Annotated in this window: 12 protein-coding genes; 5 read left to right on the top strand and 7 right to left on the bottom strand. The window is 36.2% G+C overall.

The annotated features are described in order from the left end of the window. Nucleotides 1-185: 185 nt before the first annotated feature. Both nadB and OQ267_RS02330 read left to right on the top strand, forming a co-directional pair. Nucleotides 186-1,772, top strand: coding sequence for an L-aspartate oxidase (gene nadB / locus OQ267_RS02335; protein WP_088301281.1), 1,587 nt, complete (start codon nt 186-188; stop codon nt 1,770-1,772). 92 nt (nt 1,773-1,864) lie between these two features. Further along, nucleotides 1,865-2,380 carry a gamma carbonic anhydrase family protein gene (locus tag OQ267_RS02330; RefSeq protein WP_265834742.1) on the top strand — a complete coding sequence of 172 codons (516 nt, stop codon included), beginning with the start codon at nt 1,865-1,867 and terminating at the stop codon, nt 2,378-2,380. On the opposite strand, the gene OQ267_RS02325 is transcribed toward OQ267_RS02330, so the two are convergent. From OQ267_RS02325 to OQ267_RS02315, 3 genes are all read right to left on the bottom strand, one after another. Further along, complete coding sequence (locus tag OQ267_RS02325) at nt 2,381-4,024, bottom strand: Ig-like domain-containing protein (protein WP_265834741.1); 1,644 nt, start codon at nt 4,022-4,024, stop codon at nt 2,381-2,383. It lies immediately after the preceding gene. Between the two features lie 121 nt (nt 4,025-4,145). Further along, complete coding sequence (gene mnmG, locus OQ267_RS02320) at nt 4,146-6,008, bottom strand: tRNA uridine-5-carboxymethylaminomethyl(34) synthesis enzyme MnmG (protein WP_265834740.1); 1,863 nt, start codon at nt 6,006-6,008, stop codon at nt 4,146-4,148. A gap of 95 nt (nt 6,009-6,103) precedes the next feature. Then, entirely contained in the window at nt 6,104-7,966 is a 1,863-nt protein-coding gene (locus tag OQ267_RS02315; protein ID WP_265834739.1) for an ABC-F family ATP-binding cassette domain-containing protein, read from the bottom strand. 477 nt (nt 7,967-8,443) lie between these two features. On the opposite strand from OQ267_RS02315, the gene OQ267_RS02310 reads away from it, so the two are divergent. Next, nucleotides 8,444-9,631 carry a threonine aldolase family protein gene (locus tag OQ267_RS02310; protein ID WP_265834738.1) on the top strand — a complete coding sequence of 396 codons (1,188 nt, stop codon included), beginning with the start codon at nt 8,444-8,446 and terminating at the stop codon, nt 9,629-9,631. On the opposite strand, the gene ybeY is transcribed toward OQ267_RS02310, so the two are convergent. From ybeY to OQ267_RS02290, 4 genes are all read right to left on the bottom strand, one after another. Then, nucleotides 9,632-10,072 (bottom strand): rRNA maturation RNase YbeY, encoded by a 441-nt coding sequence (gene ybeY / locus OQ267_RS02305; protein WP_265834737.1) that lies wholly within the window; start codon nt 10,070-10,072, stop codon nt 9,632-9,634. It abuts the gene before it with no gap. Nucleotides 10,073-10,138: 66 nt separating this feature from the next. Beyond that, a complete protein-coding gene (locus OQ267_RS02300) occupies nt 10,139-10,531 on the bottom strand; it encodes a type II toxin-antitoxin system VapC family toxin (protein ID WP_265834736.1) in 393 nt (130 codons plus the stop codon). Next, nucleotides 10,522-10,734, bottom strand: coding sequence for a hypothetical protein (locus tag OQ267_RS02295; protein WP_265834735.1), 213 nt, complete (start codon nt 10,732-10,734; stop codon nt 10,522-10,524). Before OQ267_RS02295 ends, OQ267_RS02300 begins: the two co-directional genes overlap by 10 nt. Nucleotides 10,735-10,778: 44 nt before the next feature. Further along, nucleotides 10,779-14,096 (bottom strand): DUF4175 family protein, encoded by a 3,318-nt coding sequence (locus OQ267_RS02290; protein ID WP_265834734.1) that lies wholly within the window; start codon nt 14,094-14,096, stop codon nt 10,779-10,781. A 165-nt stretch (nt 14,097-14,261) separates the two neighbouring features. On the opposite strand from OQ267_RS02290, the gene OQ267_RS02285 reads away from it, so the two are divergent. Both OQ267_RS02285 and OQ267_RS02280 read left to right on the top strand, forming a co-directional pair. After that, complete coding sequence (locus OQ267_RS02285; RefSeq protein WP_265834733.1) at nt 14,262-15,764, top strand: glycerophosphodiester phosphodiesterase family protein; 1,503 nt, start codon at nt 14,262-14,264, stop codon at nt 15,762-15,764. Nucleotides 15,765-15,793: 29 nt separating this feature from the next. Continuing rightward, entirely contained in the window at nt 15,794-18,166 is a 2,373-nt protein-coding gene (locus OQ267_RS02280) for a phosphocholine-specific phospholipase C (protein WP_265834732.1), read from the top strand. The last annotated feature ends 198 nt before the right edge of the window (nt 18,167-18,364 follow it).

The following is an 18,364-nucleotide window of genomic DNA, read 5'->3' as shown; positions in this document are numbered from 1 at the left end:
TTTATAAGTGTGTGAAAAGTTAATTACTTGCTAAAAGATGCTCAAAAATTGGGTAAAAGATTGTGGCAAATTGCCTTTTTAGAGTAGCTTTAAACATTCAAATTTATTTGTTAGCATTATTTATACATAAAGCTAACAGTTGTTCTATAGTTATCAACACCGTTGATAAAGTAAATGTTTTTTAAATGAGAAAAGTAGATTTTCTGGTAATTGGTTCAGGCATAGCAGGTTTAAGTTTTGCACTTAAAGCTGCGAAATTTGGTAAGGTTTTAATTATTACCAAATCAAATGAGGATGAATCCAATACAAAATACGCTCAGGGTGGAGTAGCTGTAGTGGTAGATAAAGGTGATTCTTTTGATAAGCATATCCAGGATACACTCATTGCGGGTGATGGTTTATGTGATGAAAAAATTGTGGAAATCGTTGTAAAAGAGGGTCCTCAGCGAATTCAGGAGATCATCGACTATGGTATCAACTTCGATAAGGATAACTCCGGTTTTTATGATTTGGCTAAAGAGGGTGGGCACTCTGAACACCGTGTTTTGCACTATAAAGACATCACTGGTTATGAGATTGAGCGCGTGTTACTAAATGAAATACATGACAATTCCAACATAGAGATATTAACACATTACTTTGCATTGGAGTTAATTACCCAGCATCACTTAGGTGAGTTTGTGGATAAACGTACCGAAGATATTAACTGTTATGGTGTATATGCCTTTAACACAGAGCTTAACGATGTGGAAAAGATTGTGGCAAATGTTACTGTGATGGCATCCGGTGGTGCCGGTCATGTGTATTCGGCCACAACAAATCCAGTTATTGCAACTGGTGATGGGATGGCGATGGTTTACCGTGCAAAAGGAAAAGTGAGGAATATGGAGTTTATTCAATTCCATCCAACCGCTTTGTACCATCCTGGGGAATATCCTTCATTTTTAATTTCTGAAGCTGTTCGGGGTTTTGGCGGTGTATTGCGACGTAAAAACGGTGAAGAATTTATGCATGAATATGATGAACGTAAATCACTGGCACCACGCGATATTGTAGCCAGAGCCGTAGATAATGAAATGAAAAAGTCTGGTGATGATTTTGTTTATCTGGACATTACTATGCGCAGTAAAGCTGATATTCTGAAGCATTTTCCAAATATATATGCCAAATGTTTATCCATTGGGATAGATATGACTAAAGATTATATTCCGGTTACACCAGCGTCGCATTATATGTGTGGTGGTATTCTGGTTGATGAATATGGAAGATCATCTATCAAAAATCTTTATGCTTGTGGTGAATGTTCATCAACTGGTTTACATGGTGCTAACAGGCTTGCTTCTAATTCTTTATTAGAAGCAACAGTATTTGCACACCGCATTTTCCAGGATGCGATAGAAAATTTTAAAAATAACGTTATCCCGGAGCATATTCCGGAATGGGATTCTAAAGGTGTGATTCAAATAGATGAAGATATTCTGGTAACACATAATTTAAGGGAGCTGCAAAAAATTATGGGTGATTACGTTGGTATTGTCCGTTCTGATTTTCGTTTGGAACGTGCACACCGTCGTTTATTCCTGATATATCAAGAAACAGAAGAATTTTATAAAAGAAATAAAGTTTCGGTTAAACTTTGCGAATTGAGAAATGTAATACAAACCGCTTATATCGTTATTAAGTCAGCTATGCAGCGCAAAGAGAGTAGGGGATTACATTTTACAACGGATTATCCAAACCATGCCAATGACTTAGTTGATACCGTTTTTTAAATAGTATCGTCATGCTGAACCAATTCAGCATCTGATATATTAAACAATGCTTAAATACCCTGAAATGAATTCAGATGACTTAAAATCATGTTATGCCTTTAATACTGCCGGTAAAAGATAAATATCCATTCATAGGAAAGGATAATTTCATTGCAGAAAATGCCACCATTGTTGGCGATGTAATACTTGGGGATAATTGCTCTGTCTGGTTTAATGCGGTGATCAGGGGTGATGTAAATGCCATTACAATCGGAAATGAATCCAACATTCAGGATGGCGCGGTCATCCATGCCACTTATTTAAAAGCATCCACACATATTGGTAACAGGGTATCCGTTGGCCATAATGCCATTGTACATGGCTGTACCATTCAGGATCATGTTTTAATCGGAATGGGTGCTATTATAATGGATCATGCTGTGGTTGAATCGTATTGTATTATAGCAGCAGGTTCTGTTGTTTTAGAAAACACCATATGCGAAAGTGGTTACCTGTATGCAGGAACACCGGCTAAAAAAATAAAGCCTGTTACTGAAGAGCAAAAGGCTTTATTAAATAAATTACCAGATAATTATATCATGTATTCTAATTGGTTTACCCATCCATAACTACTCTTTTGGAGGGGGTGGAATAGTTAAATTATCTACCCTTTCCCAATTTGCGCGGAGTGATTTTTCATCAGGAGAATACCAGATTTTTTCTGGTTGTGTACCTGCTTTTATATTTCCGGTATCCCAGATGCCGTTTTTATTTTCATCATAAATTACCCGGATAAAGTATTTTCCGGCGGGATAATTGGCAAAATTAATGATACTGTTTTTAGACACCGTATATCCTTTAATTGGATTCTTTTTTTCATCAATAAATTCAACAATATAGCTTTTCGTAGTGTCAGGTACCGTGATATTTAAAGCTAGTGTGCCATAGCTGTCAATATTCTCCAGCTTGAAGTTTTTATTGATTTCCTTATTTTTAGCATTAAATATGGCAGTAAAGGCACCAGGTGCAAACTTAATATCATAGGTTCGTTTATTGCGCCAGCTATATTTGATATAATATTTTAAAAAGTCTACACTATCCTTAATGAGTTCAAAGTTGGTTCGTTTAACTGAATCTTCCAATAAGGTAATTTTAGAAGGGTCTGCACTATTAACGGGAAAGTTAAAGGTCAATGTGTATCGCTGATATGGATTAAGCTTTCCTGAGGTGATATTGTCAGTTATTGTTAGATCCCTTGTGTAGTTATCTTTCTTCCCGCGGTTAAAATTGACCGTTTGCAACACCTTTCCCTGATCTTGAATGGCCAGTTTAACAGAATCGAAACTAAGATCAGTTAACCATACTTTTGCGGTATCATTCATTTTGCTAAAAAAGACTTTCTTTCCTACGTCAGCTGCCGGAGGTTCCATAACTGTTATTTTTGGAGCCTTTAATTGTTGATTAAAGATTAAAGATATACTTCCATCATTATTCAGTTTTCTATCCAATATTCTAAATTCAGGGGCCACTTCCTTAAATACCTGTAAATTTACATTTTCAATATTTTTATCAATAACCAGCGGTTCTTTAATATACCCAACTTCATCAGAAAGTTGCTGATATATTTTATCGCCTCCACTTTCACTTTCTTTTAAGGCATATACTTTATAAGTACCTTGACGTAAATTATTCAGTTTATAATTTCCGGAGCTGTCAGTCAGCGTATAAATAGGTGCACGTTTTTTTCCAAATAAGGTATCCCGTTCAATAGGTAAAATAAAAACAACGGCTTCTTTTTCTAATACACCTGTTAAGGCATTACTCACTTTTCCACTAATGGATAGTGAATCAATTTTAGAACCGGTTGAAAAAACATATGATAGATTTTTGATGATGTTATTTTCATTAATATCGGCCACTGATTTTCCAAAGTTCAATGTATAGGTTGTATTTTTCTCCAGTGAATCTTGTAACTCAATTTGAAGGATTCTCTTTCTCGCCTTTAAAATTGGCGGACGTTCCTGATCGGGAGAAATTGAAAATTCTTTAAACTCATTATTGAGTTTAATAAATTCATCAAATTCAATAACGATTTTTTTAGCATTGAAATTTCTGGTCAGATCTTTGGGCGTCATATTTAAAACCTTTGGAGGTTTTGTATCTTTAGGGCCACCCTGAGGAGTTTGAATACTTGCACAGCCAAATAATAGTAACATCCCTGCTACAAGTAATATATTTTTAACGTTCAAATATTGATCTTTTATATTTGGCATGTTTTAATCGATATAACGTATTTTCTATTGTTTTTGAATATTATCATTAAAAATATTTTTTATTGGCTTAAATCAATTAATATAAGGTTTGCCTTTTATTATTTAAAATATTGATTATCAGCTACTTACTAATATAAACCATTAAAACAGATATATCCGACGGTGAAACACCTGAAATTCGGGATGCCTGACCTAAAGTACGTGGTTTAATCTTAAATAACTTTTCACGGGCTTCTTTTGAAATGGAAACTATTTTATTATAGTCAAAATCTGGTTTGATTTCTTTATCTTCCATCTTCAACATTTTAGCCACGATTTCATTTTCTTTTTCAAAATAGCTTTCATATTTAATTTTGATTTCAGCTTGTTCAATTGTTTCGTGATCTAAATCCTTTGTATTTTCTGCAAGTGGTTTACTAACTTTTATAATATCCTGTAGACCTACATGTGGTCTTCCAACCAAACTATGAATTTTTACATTTTGGTTAAGCAAACTAGATCCGAGGCTTTCAAGCATTGGATTAGCATCAATCATTTCTATACCCTGACTTTTCGTAAATTTTACCAGTGCGTCTGCAGCAGCAACTTTCTGATTAACTTTTTCTAAACGCTCATCTGAAATTAATCCCAACTGATGGCCAATAGGAGAGAGACGAATATCTGCATTATCTTGTCTTAATAATAAACGATGTTCAGCTCTTGAAGTAAACATTCGATAAGGTTCTTCTGTTCCTTTAGTAACCAAGTCATCAATTAAAACACCAATATAACTATCTGATCTTTTCATGATCAATTCATGCTGATCGTTAATTTTCTGATGTGCATTAATCCCCGCCATGAAACCTTGGCAAGCTGCTTCCTCATAACCGGTAGTTCCATTAATCTGTCCGGCTAGAAATAAATTATTAATCAATTTGGTTTCTAAGGTGAGTGATAATTGTGTAGGTGGAAAGAAATCATATTCTATCGCATAACCGGGTCTGAACATTTTAGCATTTTCAAATCCGGGAATTAATCTAAGTGCTCTTTGTTGAACATCTTCCGGAAGAGAGGTTGAAAAACCATTTACATAAATTTCACAAGTATTCCACCCTTCAGGTTCTACAAAAATCTGGTGTCTGTCACGTTCTGCAAAGCGGTTTATTTTATCTTCTATAGATGGACAATATCTTGGTCCTAAACCTTTGATTCTACCAGTAAACATGGGTGATTTTTCAAAACCTTCTTTTAAGGTTTCATGAACTTCACTATTGGTATAAGTAATCCAGCAACATCTTTGATCTTTTGAAACCTCTGTATCTGTGAAAGAAAATTTACCTGGATTTTCATCTCCCCATTGTTCTTCCATTTTGGTATAATCCAAACTTCTTCCATCAACACGGGGTGGGGTACCAGTCTTCATCCTTCCTGATTCCAAACCCAGCTCTACCAATTGTTCAGTGATTCCGGTTGATGCTCTTTCTGCTGTTCTACCTCCGCCAAATTTTTTCTCACCGATATGCATTACACCATTAAGAAATGTACCATTGGTTAATACAACTGCTTTGCTTTCTACTTCAATTCCTAAAGATGTTTTTATGCCATATACAGTATTATCTTTTACCAATAGACCAACTACATTGTCTTGCCACATATCAACATTTGGTGTGCTTTCTAATGCCAGTCGCCATTCTTCAGCAAAGCGCATCCGATCTATCTGTGCTCTGGGGCTCCACATCGCCGGGCCTTTAGATTTATTTAGCATTCTGAATTGAATAGTAGATTTATCAGAGATTATACCTGAATATCCTCCTAATGCGTCTACCTCCCGAACAATCTGTCCTTTTGCTACACCGCCCATTGCAGGGTTACAACTCATTTGGGCAATAGTACCCATGTTCATTGTAATTAATAAAACTGATGATCCTAAGTTAGCAGCAGCAGCAGCAGCTTCACAACCCGCATGCCCTGCACCAACCACAATCAAATCATATTTTGAAAACATTTTAGTCTTTATTAAAATTGTTTCACGTGAAACAATTATGTTTTTATTATTTATTTCAAATATGTTTCACGTGAAACATATTTGAAAATGACTTTTTACTCTGATAATTCTAACCAACGTAAGGTTAAATCATCTAATTTAATTTTTAAGGTTTCAATCTCTGAGGAAACTTCTTGAATTTTAACGTAATCGGATGAATCAATATTGTTGAGCATTTTGGTTAATTCAGCGATTTTATGTTCAGCCTCGTTCATTGCCTTTTCACTATCATCCAGTTCCTTTTGTTCTTTGAAACTTAATTTCTTTACAGCTTTAATTGGAGTAGATTCTGCTATTGGTACAATAACTTTTTTTGTTTCTCCTTTAACTTTTGGTTGATCTAAACTTAAACGATATTCAGAATAGTTGCCATTGTATATTTTTACTACACCTTCGCCTTCCATAATAAATAACTGATCACTCATCTTATCGAGTAAGTACCTATCATGAGAAACAAGCATTAATATACCCGGAAAGTTTTCTAAAAATTCTTCAAGTACATTTAAGGTGTCTATATCTAAATCATTCGTTGGCTCATCCAGAATTAAAAAATTAGGATTTTGCATCAACACTTTCATGAGGTTTAGTCGCTTCTTTTCACCACCACTTAATTTTTCTACCATGCCGTGTTGTTTCTTTGGCGGGAAGAGAAAAAGCGTTAATAGGGCAGAAGCTGTGATCACAGAACCATCTGCCATCTTAATATATTCGGCATCTGATTTAACTATATCAATTACCCGCTCTTTCGGATCGAAAGTTAAACCACCTTGTTTATAGTAACCGAAAACGGTAGTTTCACCAGTATCAACTTTTCCAGCATCAGGAGCTAATTGACTGGTAATAATATTTAAGAGGGTAGATTTTCCTGTACCATTTTTACCGGCTAAACCAATTCGATCTCCTTTTTTAAAGGTGTAACTAAAATCGTTTATAATTGAACGATCGTCGAAGGATTTTGCAATGTGTTCAACCTCAATAATCTTCCCACCCTGGCGAGACATCTTCATCTGAAGGTTAATACTCTGATTATCAGACTTTTTCTTAGATTTCTCTTCTAAATCATAAAAAGCATTGATTCTGGCATTGGATTTTGTTCCACGAGCCTGCGGCATGCGTCTCATCCACTCCAATTCTTTCTTTAATAGCTGCTGGTTCTTGTGTAATACAGTCGCATCTAAAGCTTCTCTTTCAGATTTTTTTTCTAAAAAGTACGCATAGTTTCCATTATAATTGAAAATCTTACCTCTGTCTAATTCGATGATGGTATTACAAACATTATCTAAAAAGTATCGATCGTGAGTAACTAATAAGATTGTTTTCTGACCAGTGGTCAACAGTTTCTCCAGCCATTCAATGGTGTCAATATCCAAATGGTTGGTTGGCTCATCTAAAACTAAAATTTCAGGATCTTCAATGAGTAACTTGGCTAAGGCCAATCTTTTCTTTTGTCCACCCGAAAGCGTAGCGATTTTTTGCTGCAAATGAGTAATGCCCATTCTATTTAAAATGGTTTTGATCTCATGCTCATACTCCCAGGCATTGTGCTCGCTGAGTTCTTCGTATAACCGATTCAGCGTTTTTTCGTCTGGATCCGGATTTTCAATTAATTCCTCATATTCTTTGATCAACTGTTGCTGCTTGTTTTCTAAAGAAAAAATATGATCGCTAATAGAATAACCTTCAGTAAACTGAGGCTCCTGATCTAAAAAGCCAATTTTAACAGCTTTGTTTTTTACAATTTTTCCTTCGAGCGGAGGGAATCTTTCTGCCAATAGTTTTAAAAGTGTACTCTTACCAGCGCCATTTATACCAACCAACGCTACACGCTGACCAGAGTTAATACCCAAGGTTAAATTTTTAAATAGCCATTCATCATGATAACCATGACCTAAGCCTTCTGCCGCAATTAGTGTGCTCAATTTTTTTGTATTTCGGATTTATAAAGGAAAATTAGTGCAAAAGTAAGGATAAAATAATTGGTAGGGTATATAGATGTTTCAAAGTAGCTATGTATCAGTTAAAAATGGCAAATTATTGATTGTTATTGGAATTACTTGGCCATTATGGTTCCAGTAATTTTTTCTAAAACGAAAACAGCGCTGGACTCGCTCCGCCGCTGCTTCTATCATTAACTAAAACTAAACTATATTTTTATGATGATTGATTAGTATTTTCAAATCATCAGCATATTTCTATAAATAAGACTAACACATGCTTGAAAAGTTGCAGGCATAAACGTTCTATTATACAAGTGTATATTAATCATCGATGAACGCCGCCAAGTAATAGACGAACAGGTAAGAAAGAATAGATTGATTTAGCTGATAACTATAGTATTTAACTATTGGATTTTAAAAAGAAAAAGTAGAAATTGATAGCTTCTAAAGCTAAATGATATGTCTGAATTTAAGCGACGCGATTTTCTGAAATTATCTACACTGTCTACATTGCCATTGATCGCATCATCAATGCCTTTGGATGCATTCAGTAGGAAAAACGGTCAAGTCTCAAAAGACAGTGAGGCAGTATATTTCATTAATGATGGAATTTTTTATCGTCCTGAAGACTTTATACAGAAACTTCAGGAAATCAATAGCTTAAATCCAATAGAGAGAGATAGTTATGGTGAAGGTGCTACTGTAGAAAAGCTATTAAATAAGTTTAAGGATATAACAGGGAAGGAGTCCGCCGTTTATCTTCCAAGCGGAACATTAGCGAATCAATTGGCTATAAGTGTTTTATGTGGAAATAATACGAAAGCTTTTGTTCAGGAAACAAGCCATGTGTACCATGATGAGGCAGATGCAGCACAAACTTTATTTAATAAAAGATTAATTCCGCTTGCGACAGGCAAAACTTACTTTACTTTAGAAGAATTGAAGGAATCGGTTAGGTATCATAAAGAAAACGAAGCTTTTGTTGGTGCTATTGGAGCGGTTTCAATAGAAACACCAGTTAGAAGAACCTTTAATCAAGCTTTTCCCTTAAGTGAAATGAAGAGGATTTCAGCATGGTGTAAGGAGCAAGGCTATAAGATGCATTTAGATGGTGCCCGCTTGCATATGGCTACGGCTTTCACCCATTCCACAGTTAAAGAATACGCTTCTTATTTCGACACGGTTTACATGTGCTTATATAAATATCTGGGCGCTACAGGTGGCGCTGTTTTATGTGGCGATAAAGCGGTTATTGATCAAATGCACCATCTGATTAAAATACATGGAGGTGGGATTTTTACCAACTGGCCAAGTGCGGCAATGGCATTACATCATTTAAACAATATTGATGAAGTGATGAATAAGGTAATGACTAAAGCAAGTGATTTTATGTTACAAATGAAGCAACTGAAAGGGTTAACATTTATTCCATTTGAAAATGGTACGAATCAGTTTAATGTTGCGGTAGACAAAACCATTGATGCTCAAAAACTTAATGGAAGGTTAAGAGCTGAATACAACATTATTTTTGGTCAGCCTCAAGAGGATGGTTTTGTGAAGGTAAAAATGAATCCCACATTGTTGCGAAGAGATAATAAGAAAATTTTAGATGCATTTAAAGAAGCCCTTGCATTTGCAAAAATTTAATTAGAGGATAATTCCGGATTTGCTTCTGTAACTAAGGTATTCATCTTCTTTTTGTGTCATTAAGGTTTTAGCAGCTTTACCTTTATCCTTATAGCCCAATAAATGCAATGTTCCGTGAATCATGATACGGCAAACCTCATCAAAATCGTTTGTTTTAAAGGTTTTGGCATTTTCTTTAACCCGTTCTATGCTGATAAAAATATCACTTACAATCAGTTTTTCTTCCTCTGAGTTATCAAAGGTGATAATATCTGTATAGGTATCATGATTGAGATATTGCTGATTAATACCCAGTAAGTATTCATCGCTACAAAAAATGAAGTTGAGTTCCTGCAATTTAAAACCTTCTTTTTCAATAGTCTCCTTAACCCATTTTTTTACTTTAAGTTTTTGCGGTAAATTATAACGTATGGATTCTGTAAAGAATGAAATTGCAGGCATTTTGAATTATTTAAGACTGCAAATTTAAGAAAATATTGTAGGAGTGAGGGATGAGGATTATTCTATTTAAAGTTCAAAAGGATTTGCAAATTTTAATCCTTTAATTTTATAAAAATCTTTAGCATTTCTACTGAGTAGCGTAAAGTTATTTACCATTGCTGTGGCGGCAATGATTGCATCAGGTAGTTTTATGGCATATTCTTTACGGATTTCTACTGTCTTATCTTTGACGTCATTATATAATTCATAAACAAAAGAGTCATTTATAAAATTATTTAAAACTAAAATATCGTTTTCTGTTGCAGATTTCCAGCAGCGAAGTTCTATTTCTGTAATTGCAGAAATAGCTGGTCTTGAAATTGATAAAATTTCATCAATAAATTTTTCAGCAGGAAGCGATAATTGTTGTTGCAGATAATAAATAACAGTATTGGTGTCCCAAAGAAAATTTACTCCCATTCGTTTCGTAAATTATTTAGCTGGTTATCAACCTCATCTTTATTTTGAGGAACCATACTACCTTTATATTTTTTTACTAAATCTTCAGAAGACAAATTTTCCTGCTGATTATCTCTTCGTAAACGGATAACCTTAAGTAGCTCTAAATCTTTTAATAAATTTAAAGCATTATCATCCAGAATATCTAAAGTTACTGTTCTCATTTAACAAATATAATAAAAAATAAGCTGCGAATTTGTGGCTAAATCTATTGCACCATATTTAAAGATTTTAAATATTCAGCGATTTTATTTCTATAGTAATAGTTCAAGCTTGGTGGCAGTTTTTGCAACATATCGCTTCCGTTTTGTTGTTGCTTTTTATATTGATCGAACATTTTCTGGTAGGAAGGTGGAAACTCTTTTGCAGCTTTGCTTTCGCGTTTGGAATCCTCTTCCTGATCGCGTTCTGCTTTTTCTGCATTTAATAGCTTAGTTAACAGTTCTTTCTGCCTGTTCAGGGTTTCCTGTTGTAGACGTTTATTAACCAGATCGCTTTCCGTTTGTTTCATTTCCTTAATGGCTTCATTAAGATTACCCATTTTACCAGAACCATCCTTATTTTCTTCGCGATTAATCTTTTCCAGCGCTTGTCGAATCATCTGCTGTTGTTGAGCCATTTTTCCAAATTCCTGGCTCATCTGACCTTTACCAACTGTACCTTGGTTTCCGCCCGACTTTTGCATCTGTTCTCTGGCTTTCTGCATGCTTTTATTTAACTGTTCCTGCATCTGCGAAAGTTGTTTCATGCCTTGCTTTTGCTTTTTACCACTTCCACCTTTTGCGTTTTTCTGCATATTCTGTAACTGATTTAAAGCTTCGCTCAACATCAAACTTAAGTTATTGATGGAAGTCATGGTAAATTGTTGGTAGCGGTTGGCTTCTGGTGTACTTCGTTCACCCAGGCGATCTAAGCTTTTGTCCAGGTTAAAATTGATTTTATTCATTTCCTCATTCACTGTCGATTCAATTTGAGGAACACGTTTGCTTAGTGCATATAAACTATCTGCAATGGTCTTCAGGTTATCCTTAATATTTCGTTGTTTCTGAACATTGGTGGTGTAAGCTGGATCCGCTGCAGTCATTTTCTTCAGTGTAAGCATCACTTTTTCCTGCTCGAAAGAAGTATGCAATAAATTTTCCAGTAAGCGGCGTAACTCTTTTGCATTCAGGTTATTTTCTTGTTCTTCTCCCTGCTGCTGCATGTCTTTCATTTTTTTAGAAAGTTTTTCCATCTGCTCGCCGGCTTTTTGTTGCTTCTGACTAGCACTTTTTGAATCTTTCTTCTCTAAAGCATCCTTGCTGTCCTGCTGTTCTTTCTGAATCTCCTGTACATCTTTCTCCGGTTTTTCGAAAGGATTTGGCTTTTCTAAACTTTGATTTTTTTCTTCCAGTTTTTTCAAGTCATCCTTTAAATCCTTCATTTCCTTATTCAAGGCTTTCTGTTTTTGTTTAAGGGCTTCCAGGTCCTGTTTTTTATCTGCAGTTTGCTTCGCTAAATCTTTTTGCTCTTTAGCCAGTTCATTTAAACGGTCGATATCATTTTGAAGGTTTTGTTCAAATTCCAGTTGTTTATAGAGTTCCAGGATTCTGTCCAGTTCATTTTTAAGGGTTTTATTGTCCAGCTGCATTTTCGAAAGTTCGTTCTGCGTTTGGTCTTTATTTTTCTCATTCATCAGGTTTTGCAGTTTCTGCAAAAGTTCTTTGGTTTTATCATCAAGCACATTGTCAAACAGGTCTTTGATTTGTTTCTGCTTTTCCTGTAATTCTTCAGTTTGCTTTTGATCTTCCTGTTGCTGAATGTTTTGATCATTCTGGGCTTTAATCTCTTTTACAGCTTCATCCAGTTGTTTCTGTTTATCCAACAAAGCTTCAATTTGCTTTTTATCTTCAAAGGAAATCTGCTTTTTATCGATCAGGCTTTCCGCAACTTTTTTGCTTTCTTTTTCAATGGTGTTGGCTAAACGAATGGCCGATTGCATTTTTTGTTTCAGGGCCTGGTTGCTTGCATTAACCTGCTGTGCAGTTTCACCTTTTGTGGCTTGCTTAAAGGTTTTGATTTCAGAGCGGGTTATTTTTGAACCATTTACGCCGTCATTATCGGCAACTTCAAAATAATATTCAATTTGTTGTCCTGGCCTGGCAGCAACTGCTTTTAGATCCCAGAAATAGAAAAATGTATTTTCAGTGGTGTTCGCCTTTATCGCAATATCTTTGCTTTCGGTACTGATTATTTTATTGTTTTCTTTGATGTTGTATTTAAAACTTAAGCGGCTAAATCCGTAATCATCAGTAACTTGTCCACTGAAATACAAAGCTTTATTACTAACCGAATCTTGTTTCTGTTCCACCCGAATAGCAGGTGATTGATCTTTCACCACGGTAACCTGATGGGAAAGGGAATATCTTAGGGTAACAAATTCATTCTTCGGCGTAATGCTGTATCTGGCGTTATTTTTTAGGGTTGCCTGATAAGTGGACTGGTTATTTTCCACTTTTAAAACATGCTCTTGATCATTCAATTTAAATATTAGTGAATTGCTTTGTCCGGTTTTAAAGGTCCAGGTTACATGCGTGCCTTCGGGAAGAAGTAAATCACCAACATTTGAGACCACCTCTGCTTTTTTGCCTAAATAGGATGGGAAATTTAAAGTGGCTATTGCACTGAGGAGTTCAGGACGGGGTTTTACGGTAAGCGCAAATGCGGAGGAGCTAAAACCGCCACCTTTGAAAATTAGGCTTTTATCACTTTGTATATTTTTGATGCTGTATTTAAATCTGCTGATATTGTTTTTTTCCAGTTTATAAGTATTCTTGCCATCTTCCACATATACTTCAGCGGGTAACTCATCCCCATCCAATTTTAAATTCACGGTAATATCATCGCCCTGGGTAACGGTTAAATTGCGGTTTAGAATGGTAAAGGTGAAGGGCGCTTTTGGAGCAATATATTCATCATATTTAAAAAAACTATTCGTGCCTTCACGAAGAATTGCAGGTGCAAAAAGTCCAATCAGGAAGATGATAGACAGGGGTACAAAAAGATATTTTAAGTATTTCTTATTATCGTTTATGCGAACAGCTGTATAAAAGGGAACAGGTTTTAATTCCATTATTTTCTGATCAATACTGGCCAGAATCAATTGATTATTTTCCGGATGGCTGGCGGATAGCTGGTAAAGTTGAAGTGTATTTAAAAGTTTATCTTTAATATCGTGAAAATGATTTCCGATAATTACAGATGCCTCATCAAATGAAAGGTGCTTATTTAATTTAAGCATGGAAAGCAAAGGCCGGACGATTAGATAACCGATCAATATCATACTAATAAGCAAATAGCCAAAGAATGAAAAAGTTTTTAAGCCGACAGAGGGGTGGAAGTAATACAAACACAAAAATAACAGCAAATACAGGCCTAAGAGTATTGCGGCAGTATAAATGCTTCCCCTTAAAATCTTATTGAGATAAAACTTATGGATAAACTCTTCTATCTTTCTCAGTAAATCGCTGTAGTTGTTGCTTACCATATCAACGTAAATGTAAAAATTGTTCCCATCAATTTAATATAAACTTGCAAGGTTTTTAAGAATATTGAGGATTTTGATGCGGATAGTTAATATAAAATTTACATAAATTTTAAATGAGTGTACAGGTAAAAATCTACTTTTGGATTTTGTATATTAAGCCTGAATATGAAGCGAATCGTTATTTCAACAATTATGGTATTGGTATTTACCACCTCATTTGCACAAAAGTTTCATTGGAATAAAAACCAGGTCATTGCCCATCGTGGTGCCTGGAAAAAGAATAATTACCCTCAAAATTCAATAGCATCTTTAAATGAAGCGATTAAACTTGGCTGTTACGGTTCGGAGTTTGATGTATGGATGACAGCCGATAACATTTTAGTGATTAACCATGATCCTGAATTTCAAGGTTTAACCATCGAAAAAGTCAAATATGAAGACCTGCTGACTAAAACCATGAGCAATGGAGAAAAGATTCCAACGCTTGAAGATTACCTGAAAGCGGGGATAAAACAACGCGGAACCAAACTGATTCTCGAAATCAAACCTTCTTTAGTTAGCAAGGAACGCGGAATCGACGTAACCAGTCGATGTGTGGATATGGTGAAAAAAGTTGGTGCTGTAGCATGGACCGAGTACATCAGCTTTGATTATGATTATTGCAAACGTATTTTAGAACTGATGTCTGATGCAAAGGTGGCTTACCTGAAAGGTGATGTTAGTGCAGCACAAATGAAAACAGATCGTTTAACCGGTGTAGACTATTATTACAGTATTTACCAAAAAGAAGGCTGGATTGAAAATGCACACCAGCTAGGCCTGACTGTAAATGCCTGGACCGTAAATACTGTACCAGAAATTCAGTGGTTACTGGCCCATCAGGTCGATTATATCACCACTAACGAACCTGAATTAACTTTTGATGAACTGAAGAAAACACCATCTGCACTTGGATGGAAATTAAAATGGGCAGATGAGTTTTATGATACAGGCCTTCCGCTTAGCAAAAACTGGTCGTACGATGTAGGCGGAAAAGGCTGGGGTAATAATGAATTGCAATACTATACCGAAGCCGACTCAACAAATGCAAAGGTAAAAAAGGGAAACCTGAATATCACGGCTGTTAAAGCAGATAAAGATGGAAATCACTATACCTCTGCAAGGCTGGTGAGTAAAAATAAATTTGATTTTAAATACGGAAGGGTAGAAGTAAGGGCAATGTTACCCAAAGGCAGGGGCTTATGGCCGGCAATCTGGGCATTGCCTACCGACTGGAAATACGGTGACTGGCCTAAAAGCGGTGAAATTGATATCATGGAACATGTAGGCTATGAACCGGATAGTGTTTATGGAACCGTTCATACGGCAAAATTTAACCATACCATTCATACACAGGTGGGGAAAGGCGTTAAAATCAATCCTTATGATGCTTACCATGTTTATGCCATTGAATGGTACAAAGACAGAATTGATTTTTTTGTCGATGATCAAAAATACCTGACTTTTAAAAACACGGGTAAAGGTGCGCCTGAATGGCCGTTTGATCAGAATTTTCACCTCATCTTGAATATGGCTGTTGGCGGTAACTGGGGCGGTAAGAAGGGTGTTGATGATTCAATTTTCCCGGCAACGATGAAAGTGGATTATGTAAGGGTTTACCAGAAATAATGTTAAACCACAAATAGTGAACTAAATTTATGGATTCGAGGAGAGAATTTTTAAAAAAAGCAGCACTGTTAGCCGGTGCAACAGGTGCTGCTAATACCTTACCTGCCGCCGTTTTGAAGGCAATGGCTATTAATGCTGAACCTGGTACTACTTTTCAGGATGCGGAGCACATCGTATTCCTGATGCAGGAAAACCGTTCTTTCGACCATATGTTTGGCAAAATGAAAGGTGTTCGGGGCTTCAATGATCCACATCCGCATATTCAGCCAGATGGTAACAAAGTTTGGCTGCAAAAAGATGGGCAGGGTTATACTTATGCGCCTTTTCATGTTGATATAAACAAGACCAAAATTACCTGGCAGGGTGGATTGCCACATTCCTGGAACGACCAGGTTGCTGCCAGAAATGGAGGAAGATATGATAAATGGGTGCCCGTAAAATCAGCCATGTCATTAGCTTATTATGATCGGAATGATATTCCTTTCTATTATGCCTTGGCAGATGCCTTTACTGTTTGTGACCAGCATTTCTGCTCGTCATTAACCGGAACCACACCAAACAGGCTTTTCTTTTTCACCGGAACTGTGCGTGGCGAGAACAGCGCGAATGACATTGCGGTAGTTAATAATGATCAGGCAGAATCTCAAAACAATGTTTTCGTAGACTGGCCTACTTTTCAGGAAACTTTAGAAGATAACGGAATCGATTGGCGCATTTACCAGAATGAACTGTGGACATCAAAGTTGCCTGAAGGCGAAATTGATGATTGGCTGGGAAATTACGGCGATAATCCGGTTGAATATGTTTCCCGGCATCATGTTAAACTTTCAGCATATTTCAGAAAGAATGGTGATCATACTGTTAAACCGGCTTTAAGTGCAAAAGAAGTTCAGGAAAAGTATGATCGGTTATCCCAACGGGAAAAAAATCTGATCAATAAGGCTTTTCAAACCAACATCAGTCAGAAAGATTATTTGGATCTCGCGCCTTTTACCTTTACTAATGATGAAGGGAAATCAGAAACCATCAATATCCCAAAAGGTGATATTTTCTATCAGTTCAGGCAGGATGTAGACCAGGGGAAACTACCAACTGTTTCCTGGTTGGTGGCGCCACAGCGATTTTCTGATCATACCAGTTCCCCACTTTACGGTACCTGGTATGTAAGCGAAGCTTTAAATATTCTGACGAAGAACCCTGATGTATGGAAGAAAACCATCTTCGTCTTAACTTATGATGAAAATGATGGTTATTTTGATCATCAGCCACCTTTTATAGTGCCGAATCCAAATGATACATCTTCAGGAAAAGTATCAGCAGGAATCGATTATGCTACAGATTTCGAAAGGAGAAAGGGAAGTCCGATTGGTTTAGGCTACCGTGTACCTATGGTCATTGCATCGCCCTGGAGCAAAGGTGGTTTTGTAAATTCACAGGTATTTGATCATACATCTTCATTGATGTTTATGGAGAAATGGCTGAGCAAGAAAACAGGGAAGAAAATTAAGAGCAATAACATCAGTGACTGGAGAAGAACGATCTGTGGCGACCTGACATCAGTATTCAGGCCTTATAACGGAGAAGACATAAAGTCGCCTTTACCTTTAAACAGGCAAACTGTTGTAACCAATATTGAAAACGCGAAAAACAAGCCTGCACAGGCTGGTCCGACGGCGTTAAATAAGGTTGAGGTTGATAAAATTAATAAGTTTGAAGCTTTCTCGCATCAAACATCTGTGCATGCCCCAAAACAGGAAAATGGGACCAAACCTGCCTGCGCATTACCTTATCACTTAATGGTTGATGCTTCTGTTATAAATAATGAAATACAGCTGCGTTTTCAATCTGCCAAAACACTGTTTGGAAGCGAAACCGAAACTGCCGGAGCACCTTTTATTATGAATACCATTGTCAAATTTAAAGGGGTGGTAGGGAAAACATGGGCTTATGCTGTAAAATCAGGTGATATTCTTACTGAAAAGATCAGCCTGGATGATTTCGATCAGGGTATTTACGACTTCAGTATTGCCGGACCAAATGGTTTTTTCAGGCATTTCACAGGAAGTAAAAATAATCCGCAAATTGTTATACAGGCAAAGCCGGAACAAAGTGGTTTGGTGAATAAAAAACTTACCGGCAATTTGATTTTTTCAATTGAAAACAAAGGTGCATCTCTGGTTAATATTCAAATTACAGATCAGAAATATGGTTCAACAGCCCGAAACCTGCAAATCAAACCACACTCTTTTGTTACTGTCAATTTAGGTTTATCAAAATCCCAAAACTGGTATGATTTCAGCATTATCCAAACGGGGAATAGAATATTTAAACATCGTTATGCGGGGAAAATAGAAACAGGGGATGTAACAACTACTGATCCTTTTATGGGGAATGTGGTATAGAGAAATCGCAATTGCGGGAAGGTTATTTCAGCCGGCAAAGCTATCTCTGTAGCATTGCTTATTGCGTGAAAGATTGCTTCATGCCAAAATTTCACGACTTGGCTTTAATTCGTCAGGAGAATCGGTGATTAATAGCACTTATTAAATAATCATTATCCGACTATCGGCACTTTCATCCGAAAGGGAAATCTTTAGGGA

The organism is Pedobacter sp. MR22-3 (assembly GCF_026240075.1).
Lineage (GTDB): Bacteria > Bacteroidota > Bacteroidia > Sphingobacteriales > Sphingobacteriaceae > Pedobacter.
The sequence above is the reverse complement of the archived record's forward strand: the minus strand, read 5'-3'. Positions and strand labels throughout refer to the sequence as shown.

What these genes read in the sequence shown, in the direction of transcription:
- nadB (WP_088301281.1), top strand. Translation starts at nt 186, where the DNA reads ATGAGAAAAGTAGATTTTCTGGTAATTGGTTCAGGCATAGCAGGTTTA.
- OQ267_RS02330 (WP_265834742.1), top strand. Translation starts at nt 1,865, where the DNA reads ATGCCTTTAATACTGCCGGTAAAAGATAAATATCCATTCATAGGAAAG.
- OQ267_RS02325 (WP_265834741.1), bottom strand. Translation starts at nt 4,024, where the DNA reads ATGCCAAATATAAAAGATCAATATTTGAACGTTAAAAATATATTACTT.
- mnmG (WP_265834740.1), bottom strand. Translation starts at nt 6,008, where the DNA reads ATGTTTTCAAAATATGATTTGATTGTGGTTGGTGCAGGGCATGCGGGT.
- OQ267_RS02310 (WP_265834738.1), top strand. Translation starts at nt 8,444, where the DNA reads ATGTCTGAATTTAAGCGACGCGATTTTCTGAAATTATCTACACTGTCT.
- ybeY (WP_265834737.1), bottom strand. Translation starts at nt 10,072, where the DNA reads ATGCCTGCAATTTCATTCTTTACAGAATCCATACGTTATAATTTACCG.
- OQ267_RS02300 (WP_265834736.1), bottom strand. Translation starts at nt 10,531, where the DNA reads ATGGGAGTAAATTTTCTTTGGGACACCAATACTGTTATTTATTATCTG.
- OQ267_RS02295 (WP_265834735.1), bottom strand. Translation starts at nt 10,734, where the DNA reads ATGAGAACAGTAACTTTAGATATTCTGGATGATAATGCTTTAAATTTA.
- OQ267_RS02290 (WP_265834734.1), bottom strand. Translation starts at nt 14,096, where the DNA reads ATGGTAAGCAACAACTACAGCGATTTACTGAGAAAGATAGAAGAGTTT.
- OQ267_RS02285 (WP_265834733.1), top strand. Translation starts at nt 14,262, where the DNA reads ATGAAGCGAATCGTTATTTCAACAATTATGGTATTGGTATTTACCACC.
- OQ267_RS02280 (WP_265834732.1), top strand. Translation starts at nt 15,794, where the DNA reads ATGGATTCGAGGAGAGAATTTTTAAAAAAAGCAGCACTGTTAGCCGGT.